Source organism: bacterium, from assembly GCA_041649255.1.
GTDB lineage: Bacteria > Hydrothermota > UBA3073 > JACQXS01 > JAQTXJ01 > JAQTXJ01.
Genome location: JBAZNK010000002.1, coordinates 41,886 through 55,032 on the forward strand (window position 1 = coordinate 41,886; position 13,147 = coordinate 55,032).

The window sequence follows — 13,147 nt, forward strand, 5'->3', positions numbered from 1 at the left end:
TCATTTCTTTTAATTTTTTTATCAATATCGGACAGCATCGTTACCCCTGATTTTCTAACCAGTACTTTTTTGTCTACTCAAAAAGTTTTGTTTGTCGTTCTTTTTGATTGCTTTTTAGGGTATAGTGATTTCTCCCATATTTTTTTACAGTTTGAATTGTTTCCATTTCCTGCAAGTGAGTTGTCAATTTTTTTGTCGTCCAATCCAATTTTAATTTTTCAAGAATGTCTTTTACAGAAAGTGTTTTTCCGTTAAGTATTTTTAGAATTCTGTCTTCAATAGTTTCTATAGATGGTTCATTTGCAATTGATGCTGTTACCATTTGTTCAGCATTTGGATTTCCTACTCCATTGAAGTCAACCGGAATAGCGCCTTTTTGAATAAGAAGATTGTTTGCATTTTTTTCGTTTGGTTCAGGTTGTCTCACGTAAATTTTACGTCCTTTTCTAAGACCGTCAATTACTCCTGACCATGTTCCACCTTTTTCGCTTGACTCTGCTACAAATATTTCGTCAGCAAGTCCGTAAATAACAGGATTACGAGCCATTGCCAAACCGGCTGACCAAACTGCTTTTGGATGAAATACGCTTAACACTAAAATATTACCGTCAACAATTTGCCTGTAATATGTTTTGAAGCCCGAAATAAAAGTTGTTATACCTTGAGGAAGAACAATTATACTTTGTCCTGTGTATTTTATTGCAGAATCTAAAGCCTGTTTATCAACGCCTTTTGCAAAACCACTAACGACTACTTTAAAATCCTTACTTGCTAATTTGGCAATGTTGTCGGCAAATTCCAATGATTTCCTTCCTGCATCTCTTGAACCAACAATAGCAATAGACTTTTCATAAAGTATTTTTTTGTTACCTTTAACATACAATAAAGCAGGGGAATGTGCCGCTTTTAAGTTTTGTTTTAAGGTTTTTGAGTATTCCGGAGAAGTAATAGGGATTAACTCAAACCCCTGGCTTGAAAGATTTTCTGCAAAAAACGCGTTATTAGGTAATTCAGATTTTGCTTTCTGTAAATCAGAAATATCTTCTTGGTTAAGTTGATATTTATTGTTCCATATTGATTCAGGTAAGTTGAAAAAGTCTTCTATGGAGATTTTTTCTTCATGGAAAAACTTGATGATTAGGTTATTGATTTTTAAATAACCCCATTTTGGCAAATGTGCCAATGCTATCCAATATGAATAATCTTTTGTGCCCATAATTTTATTCCTTTAACTTATAAGTTATTAATAAGTTCAATAATCTCTTCGCCAAATTTCTTAATTGTCTTTTTGCCTAATCCTTTTATGTCCAGAAGTTCTAAAATGGAAGTAGGTTTTCTTTCGGCAATATTATTTAAGGTTGCATTAGGCAAAATGCAGTAAGTAGGCAAATTACTTTCTTTGGCTTTTTCAAAACGCCATTTCTTTAATATTTGGTAAATCTTATCTTCATCCTTAGGATTTGGATACTTCCGACGAATTTCTGCAAAAGGTTTTTCTTTCTCATTCACTGCTTTTTTAGAATCTACTACATTCCTTTTAATTAAATTTGGAGTGTTATCTATTATATCCCCGCCAATTGTCTTTGCTATTACCAATGGTGCAATTTTATTCACCCCCAATTTACTCATTAAATTTCCGATTTCCTTAATTGTTTCTTTGCTATCACAAATGTCATCAATCAACAGAACGTTTTTCCCTTTAATCTCGGCGGGATTGTTGTAGCCAAAAACACCTTTTACGTTATCCTTTTTTGATATATAATTTTGAAATACCTTTTGGGGTTTCATATCTTGCCGCTTTGTCAATCCGTGGGAAATAGGTATCTCTAAATTCTTGGATACTTTTTCGGCAAAATTCTTAACCAAATCACCCGATTCAGTTGGAAGAACGTAGATAATTAAATCGAATTTTTCATCTTTAAAATAGCTTCGATAGGCTCTCAAAACTCCAATCAGAAGGGAATCGGGGAAGTCTCCACCATCCTCATATTTACACCGGTGAATCATAGATCCTACGTTTGAAAAGCCATAATACGAAAATGCAACCCCGTTGACCAATTTATCCTTTCGCTCTAAAAGAGGTTTTTCTTGTTGAGACATAGAAACCAATTGAATTTCTGGAAAATCATTATTCTTAAAATCATCCACTTTTTCCTGCCAGTAAGCATTTATTTTATGGGTAAATTTTTCCGTCCTACAGTTATCGCATTTATGGCAAATTTCAACAATACTCTTATCATCCAGGTAATCACAAAGATAAAACATTCTGCACTTATCCATCTCAGCGTATTCAATGATTTTCTCAAGTTCGTTTAATTTAAATTCCTTGAGCTCTTCAAAAGTCATAGTGTTAAGCCGAGGGGCATTAAATTTGTACTCATATTTTTTGGAACGACCAAAAATAACTTCTTTTATTATACCTTGCTCGATTAAATCTGTTGTTATTATTTCTATTTTGGTTTTATTTAGATTGGTTTTTCTCATCAAATCCCATTTGCCTGAAGGTTCTTTTTTTAATTGCTCAATAACCTTTTGGTAATGCTTAAAAGGGGGACGACTGTTTTCAATAAAATGTTCCGGCAATTCTCTGTCTTCAGGATTGTATAAAAGGATAATTCTAGTTTCTTTCCCATCTCTACCTGCTCTTCCAATCTCTTGATAATAATGAATTGGAGATGCAGGTATTTGCGTATGAATGATAAATCTAATGTCTGGTTTATCAATACCCATACCCAGGGCATTTGTGGAGACGACACATTTCCAGTGGTTATTAATCAACCCATCTTCTATAGATTTTCTTGTTTCTGCGTCGAATCCGGCATTATAATTTACAGAGCTAATGTTTTGGTAATTTAAAAAATTTGAATAAATTTCAGTATCAACCCTTGTGCCGGTATAAATGATACCTGTCCCGTTCAGTTTAGGTAAGTACTCTGCTAAAAATGCCAGTTTATCATCTTCGGAAGAAACTTTTACTACGTTCAGCCTAAAATTTTCCCGTAGTAAATTACCACGAAGATATTTTATATTCCCCCCCATTTGTTGAATGATGTCTTGAGCTACTCTTTCTGTGGCTGTTGCCGTTGTGGCTAAAATAGGAAATTTCTGTGGTAACAATTTTATTAAGTCAACGATTTTTCTGAACGCAGGGCGGAAATCGTGTCCCCAGACTGAAATACAATGGGCTTCGTCAATAACGACCATTGAAAGATTCATTTGTCTTGTAGCTTCAAGCCATTCACTGTTTTCTTGTCTTTCAGGAGCTATATAAAGAATTTTAACTTTTCCTTGTTTGGCTTCTGATATAATTTGAGAGTTTTCCGCCATTGTCTGTTCGCTATTAATACATTTTGCAGAAATGCCTAAGCTGTTTAATTTTTTTACCTGGTCACGCATTAATGCAATTAGTGGCGAAAAAACTACAGTTGTCCCATTGAAAATTGTCGCAGGAAATTGAAAGCACAATGATTTTCCAAAACCTGTTTTTTCAATTAGTAAAACTCTTTCTCCTTTTAAAATTCGGTTAATAGTATCCCATTGGTCGTCATAGAATCTGTCAAGCTTAAAGGTTTGTTTAAGTTTATATTCTAATTCGTTTCTTGTCATTATAGTTAGTTTACGATACGTTTAAGGTAGAAATGGAAAAAGTCAAGAGTAAAAGTGGTACCTGAAGGGTATATGCAAAATAAAAATGAGTAAGCAATTGCTCTAACTCATTTCTTTTAATTTTTTTATCAATAGGAGAGCGTCTACGGGAGTTATTTTATCAGGGTCTATGTTTGCGATGGTTTCTAATATTTTGGACTCCGGTTTATTTAATTCTTGTTTATTAGGAGTTGTAAAGAAGTCTGTTTGTTTTGATTTGGAACGGATTTTACTTGATTTTAATTCTTTGATTTCCAGGGATTCCAGGACTTCTTGCGCTCGTTTTATTACTTTCCCCGGCACCCCACCCAATTTTGCTACTTCTATTCCATAGGAATCATCACATTGTCCCGGTTTTAACTGGCGTAAAAAGATTATTTTGTCTTCATATCGTTTAACCGCTATATGATAGTTTTTTATCTCTGAAAAGATTGTGGCAAGTTCGGATAATTCGTGATAATGAGTTGCAAAAAGTGTTTTAGTTCCGATTTTTTGCAACAGGTATTCGGCGACTGCCCATGCAATTGACATCCCATCGTAAGTACTTGTTCCCCTTCCGATTTCATCAAGCAAAACAAGACTCCTATTTGTTGCATTATTTAATATATTTGCAGTTTCGTTCATTTCAGCAAGGAAAGTGGAAACGCCCCGTGAAAGGTCATCACTTGCGCCGATTCTTGTAAATATGCGGTCTCTTACTCCTATTCTGGCATAAGAAGCGGGAACAAAAGAGCCAAGTTGAGCCATAAGAGTTATTAATCCGACCTGTCTTAAATATGTGGATTTTCCTGCCATATTTGGTCCCGTAATTATGTAAATTTGTTGTTCATCATCTAATGTAGTCGGGTTTGGGATGAATTCGTCTTTTGAAATCAGTTTATCTACAACGGGATGTCTCCCGTCTTTAATGATAATGGAATTTTCTTCGGTTATTTCGGGTTTTACATAGTTGTTTTGGGTCGCTATAAAAGCGAATGACGCAAAAACGTCCAGTTCAGCAAGTTTTCTGGCAGTATCCTGAATTTTATGGACTTCCGAAGCCACTTTTTTTCGTACTTCGGAAAATATTTCGTATTCCATTCGTTTTATCCGTTCTTCTGCGGACAAAATTTTATACTCGTATTGTTTTAGTTCTTCGGTAATAAATCTCTCGGAGTTTACTGTAGTTTGTTTTCTTATGTAGTCTTGAGGAACGAGTTTAAGATTTGACCTTGTAATTTCTATATAATAACCAAAAGTGTTATTAAATCCGACTTTCAGGGATTGGATTTTTGTCCTAATTCGTTCACGAGATTCAAAATCCGAAACCCATTTTTTACCGGAATAAGAAAGTTCCCGTATTTCATCAAGTTCTTTGCTAAAACCTTGTTTTATGACTCCACCGTCTTCTATAGTTGGAGGCGGGCTAGCAACGATAGCTTTTTCAATGTATTGAGCAATATCTTTTAAGTCAGGCATTTTATAACTTTCGAATTCCTTAGGAAGTATGGTGTTTATCCCGGGTAGAATTTTTAGGGTATTTGAAATAGCGGTAATATCTCTCGGGGTAGCTCTTTCCATAGAAACCCTTGTGGCGAGTCTTTCGAGGTCTGATACGCAGGCATTGGAGGAAATTATGCCTGTAAATTGTCCTAAAAAAGATAGGTTTTTAACGAAATATTCTACTTTATCAAGTCTGTTATTTATTTCTTTTATGTCAACAAGAGGGAAAAGAATGAAGTTTCGAAGTAATCTTATTCCCATCGGGGTATAAGTATGGTTTAATACCCATAGAAGTGTACCTTCGCCTTCGGTATTATTAATTTTTTGTATAAGTTCAAGGTTTTTTCTTGTAGGTTCGTCAAGAAGCAGATATTTAGATAAAAAGTATGGTTTGGGTGGATTGATGTGGGGGAGAGACGATTTTTTTACGGATTTAAGATAAGATAAGGCAGCTCCTGCGGCTGAAACGGCAAGATGCAGATCTTTACATCCAAAACCATCCAAAGAGGCTACATTAAAATGTTCAATCAGTTCTTGTTTTGCAATATCATAATTAAATTTATAAGTATCTATTTTTGAGGTATGTATGAAATCAAAGTCTACGGAAGTAATAATTTCTCCCGGTGATAATCTTTTCAGTTCGTCTATTAGTTCTTCTTTATTGAGTTCAGTGACTTTGAATTCTCCTGTGGAGAGATCTATTAGGGCAAGCCCGTAATTTATGTCATTCTGAAATATTGATGCCAGATAGTTATTTTTTGTTGCTTCAAGCAATGCATCTTCAACTAAAGTCCCTTGGGTAATTACTTCTATCACGTCTCTTTTAACGAGTTTCCCTGGTTGGGGAGGTTCGAGTTGTTCGCATATTGCCACTTTATAATTTGCTTTAACAAGTTTAGCGATGTATGGAGTCGCCGCATGATGAGGAATCCCGGCAAGCGGAACCCCGGATTGTCTCTGAGTTAAGGTTATTCCAAGAATTTTTGATGCCAAAACGGCATCCTGATAAAATGTTTCATAAAAATCACCCAGACGGAAGAGTATTATGGCATCCGGATATTGCTTTTTTATTTTGTGCCACTGTTCTAAAAGTGGGGTAGATGTTTCCATAATTATTACCTTATATCAACTTGCTTTCAAAATGGGGAAAAACTTGTATCGTGTGGCAGTCTTTATACATTTTGATAGCATTTTAGTATTCTATCGCTTACAATTTGAACTCTTCCATCCATCTCAAAAGAAGGTGTTCCGTTTATATAGAATTTAATTATATCAGTTGAAAAGATTGTATTTGAGTCAATATAATACTGACATTTTATATAAGGCTCAATAGCCTTGATGAATTTATCCACAAATTCTTTGTTTTGAGAGTTACATATTATTGTTATTGGATGGTCGGGAAAACGACCTATATATGTATTACCTTGTGCATATTGCCCTAAATTAAAACTTTTCAGCAAAGTTTCTAAGTCATATGCTACTTTATTTCTCATGGAGTTACCACTTTCAATTTCAATAAAAATTTTAGGTGGTTGGGAAAACTCTCTAATAAGTTGTTTTAAGTTTTCTATAACTTGTTCTCTTTGAGATTCTGTAAGCTGTTTGTAGTCTTGGGATGAGATTTGGTTGATAATGTTGTTATTACCAGTTTGATTTTGTGTCACTATTAAAGCTTTAGGTGCATTAATAGTTGTTTCTATTTTATTGCCTTGTACGTAGTCTTTTTTGGCGTCTACTTTTTTACTGTCTACTGTTATTTTATTTGAATTTCCGGTTGAAACTACTTTTATAGGACTTTGGGGAGTAATCCTAATTATTGCTGCGATTATAGTTGCGATAGCAATTATAATTGCACTTATTATAGATGGAGATTTTAAATTAATTTTTTTATTTTTTTTCATAATTATATTTCCTATATTTTTTTCTATTAAGTTATGTAATTTTAATCATAGAATTTCATTCAGTCAAGCCATATTTTTCAACCCCAAGTACTGTTGCTTTATACCGATATTATGTCATTTTCAATTTGAAATATCAAAAATAATAAATCACCTAAGCGGAAGAGTATTATGGCATCCGGATATTGCTTTTTTATTTTGTGCCACTGTTCTAAGAGAGGGGTAGATGTTTCCATAATTATTTACGTTTTATAACAAACCCGTTTATTTTGCTTCGTAATAAAAACTCGCTTGCTTCCAGTTCAGAATTAAAGTGTCCTATTTTTATTTTGTAAAGGTTGGCTTCCTGGTTAATCTGGATAGAAAGCTCATTTCCTAATAGACTATCGGAAGATAGAATGGGTGTAATTTCCTGTTGAAGTTTTAGGGCATTTTCTTTGGTTGAAAAAGCTCCTATCTGGATGTATATTAAGGTAGAAAAGATTTTTAACTGTGAGTAAGCATATTTAGTGTATACAGAGGAAGGGTATTTTGTTGTAAGGTCATTATAAAATTTAATTGCCGAATTATAATCTTCTACAGCATAATAATACTGGGCAATATTGTATAAAGCTTCGGGGACAAAATTACTTTCCGGATACAAGGATATAAATTTTGTATAATATTCCATTGCTTTATCGGGATTGGATTTTAATTTTGCCGTCCAGAACATAGCTTCGGGGGCAAGTACGTTATCAGGATAATTAACTAATAGTCGTTCAAACCTTTTGCCTGCAAGTTCAAAGTCTCCGGACTTATAAGCTTTATGGGCTTCCTTGTAGAGTTCCGAAGGTAATAATAAAAAAAGTATTAATATAATCATTGCATTTTAAAAGGAACCGGGACAAAAGTTAAAACAAATATTGCCAGAGCTACGATTCCGATAATTTTATGTTTTGTATCTAATTGGCTTATATTGTTTAATGGCGCAGGATGTCTTAGTTTTATTACCAGGAGAATGAAAAGTACCCATAAGAACCATCCCTCCCAATAAAATCCAAGTACTGCTATCATTCCTATTATTGCCCATCCTACGAATTTATTTTTTTCGCCAATAAGAGCATAAATTATATGTCCGCCATCCAGTTGCCCGACAGGCAATAAATTAAGTGCAGTAATGAATCCACCAACCCAACCGGCGAAAGCTATTGGATGTAAAACTACATCATAACCCAGAGGTATAGCCGGGGCAAATAATTTTGTTAAAATGGAAAAGAGCAAAGAGTTCCCCATAAAAGTTTGGTCTCCAGCGCCGATTAAGGTTATTTTAGAGAGTTTTAAGCCTATTATGGCGATAGGGATGGTAAGTATAAAACCGGCGATAGGACCTGCGGCACCGACTTCAATTAGACCATTTCTGTCTTGTATAGGGGATTTTATTTTTATTATAGCCCCTAATGTTCCGAATAACGAAAATGGGAAAGGAATGAAATAAGGAAGTGTAGCGGAAATTCCTCTCCTTTTACAGGCAAAATAATGCCCAAGTTCGTGAGTCCCAAGTATTATAAGCATAGAACAGGCGAATAAAATGCCGTAGGTTATGAGTTGACTGGTTTGATAAGTTTCCCCGAGTGTTTTGAAGAAACCCATAGTAAGAAAAATACCCGCTCCTATTGTGCTGAAAAAAGTAAGAATTAAAAGCAATAGATTAATCCAGCGTTTGTCTGCTTTGACTATAGGGGCAGGAATAAGTTTAAGAATAGTCTGAAAATTATCTTTTTGTGAGAACAGCGGTAATAAATTGTAAGGTTTCAGACGCTTACTTATGGTATCAAATGCGAATTTTTTATCTACAATGAGAGTTCCGCGGACTATTGTGATATCGTTTTCAGTTGAGATTTCCTGTACGTTTATGCAATCATAGAGGATTCCTGATAATTCGTCGAGTGTTGGGTTCATTTTTTTATAAAACGTAAAATCAAACTTAAAATTACGGATAATAATATACATGTAACGATAGGAAAATAGAATGTAAAATTATTGTGTTGAATTTTGATATCGCCCGGTAATCTTTCTAATCCAAGCTTATGGAATATGAAGAATAAAACACCGGAGATAATAAAAATACCTCCAAGAAAAATAAATATTTTGCTTATACTTAACATTTGATATAAATTTTGAGGATAAAATTATTTACGAATAAGTGCTAATCATATGTTTAACCTGAGCAAGAGTATTCTTCATATCTCCATAATCCAGGTATTGTTTAAGTATTCTCAAACCTTCATTTATTTCTTCGGGAGAAAGATTATTTTTTGTTTCCAATACAAGTATTTTTTCATCAGGAGTCATTTTCACTTTTTCGCCTTTACCGATAAGTTCTTCGTCAAGTTTTTCCCCTGGTCGTAAGCCTACGAATGAAAATTTAATATCTTCTTTATTCAGACCGGATAAGGTAATAAGGTCATTTACAAGGTCAACTATTTTTACCGGTTCTCCCATTCTAAGGATAAATATTTCTCCGCCTTTCCCCATTGTCCCTGCTTGTATTATAAGCTGGGAAGCTTCGGGTATAGTCATAAAATATCTTCTCATATCGGGATGTGTAATGGTAATAGGTTCTCCCGCCATTAATTGGTTCTTAAAGATAGGGATACAACTTCCCTGAGAACCAAGAACATTTCCAAATCTAACGGAAACGAATTTAGTTTTCGAGTTTTTGGATAACGACTGGACATAAATTTCATCAAGCCTTTTAGAAAGTCCCATAGTGTTTATAGGATTTACTGCTTTGTCCGTTGAGACCATAACAAATTCGTCTATTTCATATTCTTTGGCTATATCGGCAAGGTTTTTTGTGCCAAATATGTTATTTTTTATAGCAGCGCTCCAATTTCTTTCTAATAGGGGAACGTGTTTATAAGCAGCTGCGTGATAAATTATGTCGGGTTTTAGTTTTATTGCTTGTTCTACTTGATATTTGTCTTTTATATCAATAAGAAAGGGTGTTATGTTTAGTCCTGGGAAGTTTTTTCTTAATGAACGTTCTATGTGAAAAAGAGGTGTCTCTGCCATATCCACTAAAATAAGTTCTTCAGGGTTGAATTTTGCTATTTGTCGGCATAATTCGCTACCTATTGACCCTGCTGCACCCGTTACCATAATTTTCTTGCCTGATATGTGGTAAGATACAAGACTTGTATCTAATTTTATAGGTAATCTTCTAAGTAAATCCTCAACATCTACTTCTTTAAGTTGAGAAAGCGATACGGTATCGGTAATTACTTCGCTGAGAGATGGAACGGTTTTGAATATTACTTTTACCTTTTTGCATTCCATAACGATATTTCGTAATTCGTTCCCGGGCGCGGATGGTATGGCTATTATAACTTCTCCGATTTTATACCTGCGAACAAAATGCTGGATGTCATATCTTGTCCCTATTACAGGAACTCCCTGTATAGTTCTGCCTTGTTTAGCTCTATCGTCATCTATAAAACCTATTACTTTGTAGGGCAAAGCCGGATTATTCTTTATTTCTCTTAGTATCATTGTTCCTGCATCCCCGGCACCTACAATCAAAATTCTTTTTAAGGATGGAGAGGAAGATTTAATAAATTCACTGTATACTCTTGGGATAATCTTAAATCCGCCTATCATTACAAACGTAAGACACCAATCAATCATTGGTATTGACCTTGGATATCCTGCGAAAACCGTGAATACTACAATAGTTATACCTATTGTGCTAAAAGATGTTGCCTTGAATATGGTTATTAAATCTTCAATGGAAATATATTTTGAAATCCCCCTGTTGACTTCAAAGAAGTTAAATATGACAAATTTTATCAATACTACAATTAACAAAGTTTGTAAAAACAAGGAAAATTGGTTGCCTAATAAAAATGTTGAAAACCTCAATACAAATGCAAGATAGTAAGCAATTACGCCGATTCCTGTATCTACCAGAGTCATCCAGTTTAACCCTTTTGTTTTCATTTTCAGTCTTGTTTTCATTGTTTTTTAACTTAAAATAAGATTACGGTTTTTTATCAAAAAATTACATCAAATATTGTCACGGAACATAACAAAGTTTCTTATATCTGTCAAGGAAATTAAACTTTTGGCTTGAGGGAAGTTCTCGGGGATGTCTGACTGACAGTTTAATAGTCGGGAACCTCGGTGCTACTGTTTTAAAAAGAGTGGGAAAACTCCTTAAGTATAAATAGTTGACAAGTTTGATTAATATAGTAAAGTAGCTCTTAAATAATATGGATAAAATGTTAAGCACCACTATTCTCGGGTTGAGGTATAAAAACAAAGTAGCAATGGGTAGCGACGGGCAGGTTACTCTTGAGAATACAATAGTAAAAAGCGGCGCCTGTAAAATCCGTAAATTATACAACAATAAAGTACTTGTGGGATTTGCAGGCGGAGCAGCGGATGCGCTTACTTTATTTGAGAGGTTTGAAGCAAAACTTGAGGAATATCACGGGAATCTTGACCGCGCCGTGGTTGAACTGGTAAAAGAATGGCGAACGGATAGAGTTTTACGCAGGCTTGAAGCTATGATAGGCATACTTGACCAGAAACACTCGTATATAGTTTCCGGAAATGGTGACATCATTGATGTAGATGACGGCATAATAGCTCTTGGTTCGGGCGGCCCGTATGCTTTAGCGTGTGCAAAAGCGCTGATTAAACATTCAAACTTAAATGCAAAAGAAATAGTCGAAGAATCCATTCGTATAGCTGCTTCAATATGCATATATACGAATACCCATATAACGGTGCAGGAACTATGAAATCAAACGAATTAACTCCCTCACAAATAGTAAAAGAGTTAGACAGGTATATAATCGGGCAAACAAAAGCCAAACGCGCAGTTGCGATAGCTTTGAGGAATCGCTGGCGCAGGCAAAGAGTGCAAGGGGCTATAAAAGAAGAAATAATGCCCAATAATATAATCCTGATTGGACCTACCGGTGTGGGGAAAACCGAGATAGCCCGTCGATTGGCAGGACTTTCCGATGCGCCGTTTGTAAAAGTTGAGGCGTCAAAGTTTACCGAAGTCGGTTATGTCGGGCGGGATGTGGATTCTATAATAAGGGATTTGATGAACGTTGCCGTAAACCAGACGCGCGCAAAAGAACTTGCCCTTATAAAGGAAAAAGCAGAGTCGGTTACGGAAGAAAAAATAATTGACCTTTTACTACCGGGTTCCGAGAAAAATGGCAGTGCCGCGGAAACAAGGGCAAAACTAAGAACAATGCTTAGAGCGGGGAAATTAAACGATAAACAAGTAGATATCACTATTGATGTGCAGGCTTTTCCTTTTGTGGAAGTTATGTCTCCTATGGGAATTGAAGAACTGGACTCGTCCGTTCACGATATGATTAGTTCTATAATGCCTAAACAGCGCAAGAAAAGGAAAATGTCCGTAGAAGAGGCAAAACGTATTTTATTACAACAGGAATCCCAGAAACTTATCGATATGGATGAAATAATCAGAGAAGCAAAGACCGTTACGGAAAACTCGGGAATAGTTTTTCTTGATGAAATAGATAAAATCGTCGGAAAAGAAAGCGCTTCGGGCCCGGATATCTCGAGGGCAGGCGTTCAAAGAGATTTATTGCCTATCGTTGAAGGAAGTTCCGTATCAACAAAATACGGGATAGTAAAAACGGACCATATTCTGTTTATTGCCGCGGGCGCTTTTACTTCTTCAAAACCTTCAGACCTTATCCCCGAATTGCAGGGTAGATTTCCGATAAGAGTCGAACTTTCAAATTTGAATAATGAAGATTTCAGGAGAATCCTTACTGAACCTGAGAATGCTTTATTAAAACAATACATAGCTTTAATTGATACCGAGAAAGTAGAACTGGAATTTAATGAAAAGGCAATAAATAAAATAGCATATTACGCATCGCTTGTGAATGAAACTACCGAAAATATCGGCGCAAGACGTTTGCATACCATAATGACAACGGTATTGGAAGATTATCTTTTCAATTTACCGGGAAAGACTAAAAACAAAATAACGATTACTGAAAAATATGTAGAAGAAAAATTGAAAAATATAGTAAAAAATAAAGACTTATCAAGATACGTACTATAAGAAAATTAAATATAGGGGGTGT

10 protein-coding genes are annotated in these 13,147 nt (G+C 35.0%); 2 read left to right on the forward strand and 8 right to left on the reverse strand.

What is annotated here, in order from left to right; all coding sequences use genetic code 11:
• Nucleotides 1-73 precede the first annotated feature (73 nt).
• The 8 genes from WC614_01635 to WC614_01670 all read right to left on the reverse strand — a co-directional run bounded on the left by WC614_01635 (nucleotide 74) and on the right by WC614_01670 (nucleotide 11,021).
• Nucleotides 74-1,216, reverse strand: a complete 1,143-nt coding sequence (locus tag WC614_01635; protein MFA5031696.1) for a DNA-processing protein DprA — start codon at nucleotides 1,214-1,216, stop codon at nucleotides 74-76.
• Nucleotides 1,217-1,233: 17 nt separating this feature from the next.
• The gene (locus WC614_01640; GenBank protein ID MFA5031697.1) at nucleotides 1,234-3,606 is read right to left on the reverse strand and encodes a RecQ family ATP-dependent DNA helicase; all 2,373 of its coding nucleotides are present in this window, start codon (nucleotides 3,604-3,606) and stop codon (nucleotides 1,234-1,236) included.
• A gap of 102 nt (nucleotides 3,607-3,708) precedes the next feature.
• A complete protein-coding gene (gene mutS / locus WC614_01645; GenBank protein MFA5031698.1) occupies nucleotides 3,709-6,237 on the reverse strand; it encodes a DNA mismatch repair protein MutS in 2,529 nt (842 codons plus the stop codon).
• A gap of 62 nt (nucleotides 6,238-6,299) precedes the next feature.
• The gene (locus WC614_01650) at nucleotides 6,300-7,028 is read right to left on the reverse strand and encodes a hypothetical protein (GenBank protein MFA5031699.1); all 729 of its coding nucleotides are present in this window, start codon (nucleotides 7,026-7,028) and stop codon (nucleotides 6,300-6,302) included.
• A gap of 235 nt (nucleotides 7,029-7,263) precedes the next feature.
• The gene (locus WC614_01655) at nucleotides 7,264-7,887 is read right to left on the reverse strand and encodes a tetratricopeptide repeat protein (GenBank protein ID MFA5031700.1); all 624 of its coding nucleotides are present in this window, start codon (nucleotides 7,885-7,887) and stop codon (nucleotides 7,264-7,266) included.
• On the reverse strand, nucleotides 7,884-9,014 hold the full coding sequence (locus WC614_01660; protein MFA5031701.1) for a site-2 protease family protein: 1,131 nt from the start codon (nucleotides 9,012-9,014) through the stop codon (nucleotides 7,884-7,886). Before WC614_01660 ends, WC614_01655 begins: the two co-directional genes overlap by 4 nt.
• Entirely contained in the window at nucleotides 8,960-9,169 is a 210-nt protein-coding gene (locus tag WC614_01665; GenBank protein MFA5031702.1) for a DUF2905 domain-containing protein, read from the reverse strand. The genes WC614_01660 and WC614_01665 overlap by 55 nt, the downstream gene beginning before the upstream one ends.
• 28 nt (nucleotides 9,170-9,197) lie before the next feature.
• Nucleotides 9,198-11,021: a nucleoside-diphosphate sugar epimerase/dehydratase gene (locus WC614_01670; GenBank protein ID MFA5031703.1), complete on the reverse strand. Its 1,824-nt coding sequence runs from the start codon at nucleotides 11,019-11,021 to the stop codon at nucleotides 9,198-9,200.
• Nucleotides 11,022-11,275: 254 nt separating this feature from the next.
• On the opposite strand from WC614_01670, the gene hslV reads away from it, so the two are divergent.
• Nucleotides 11,276-11,809 (forward strand): ATP-dependent protease subunit HslV, encoded by a 534-nt coding sequence (gene hslV, locus WC614_01675; protein ID MFA5031704.1) that lies wholly within the window; start codon nucleotides 11,276-11,278, stop codon nucleotides 11,807-11,809.
• Nucleotides 11,767-13,125 (forward strand): ATP-dependent protease ATPase subunit HslU, encoded by a 1,359-nt coding sequence (gene hslU, locus WC614_01680; protein MFA5031705.1) that lies wholly within the window; start codon nucleotides 11,767-11,769, stop codon nucleotides 13,123-13,125. The genes hslV and hslU overlap by 43 nt, the downstream gene beginning before the upstream one ends.
• The last annotated feature ends 22 nt before the right edge of the window (nucleotides 13,126-13,147 follow it).

What these genes read in the sequence shown, in the direction of transcription:
- WC614_01660 (MFA5031701.1), bottom strand. Translation starts at nt 9,014, where the DNA reads ATGTATATTATTATCCGTAATTTTAAGTTTGATTTTACGTTTTATAAA.
- WC614_01650 (MFA5031699.1), bottom strand. Translation starts at nt 7,028, where the DNA reads ATGAAAAAAAATAAAAAAATTAATTTAAAATCTCCATCTATAATAAGT.
- hslU (MFA5031705.1), top strand. Translation starts at nt 11,767, where the DNA reads ATGCATATATACGAATACCCATATAACGGTGCAGGAACTATGAAATCA.
- WC614_01665 (MFA5031702.1), bottom strand. Translation starts at nt 9,169, where the DNA reads ATGTTAAGTATAAGCAAAATATTTATTTTTCTTGGAGGTATTTTTATT.
- WC614_01655 (MFA5031700.1), bottom strand. Translation starts at nt 7,887, where the DNA reads ATGATTATATTAATACTTTTTTTATTATTACCTTCGGAACTCTACAAG.
- mutS (MFA5031698.1), bottom strand. Translation starts at nt 6,237, where the DNA reads ATGGAAACATCTACCCCACTTTTAGAACAGTGGCACAAAATAAAAAAG.
- WC614_01640 (MFA5031697.1), bottom strand. Translation starts at nt 3,606, where the DNA reads ATGACAAGAAACGAATTAGAATATAAACTTAAACAAACCTTTAAGCTT.
- WC614_01670 (MFA5031703.1), bottom strand. Translation starts at nt 11,021, where the DNA reads ATGAAAACAAGACTGAAAATGAAAACAAAAGGGTTAAACTGGATGACT.
- WC614_01635 (MFA5031696.1), bottom strand. Translation starts at nt 1,216, where the DNA reads ATGGGCACAAAAGATTATTCATATTGGATAGCATTGGCACATTTGCCA.
- hslV (MFA5031704.1), top strand. Translation starts at nt 11,276, where the DNA reads ATGGATAAAATGTTAAGCACCACTATTCTCGGGTTGAGGTATAAAAAC.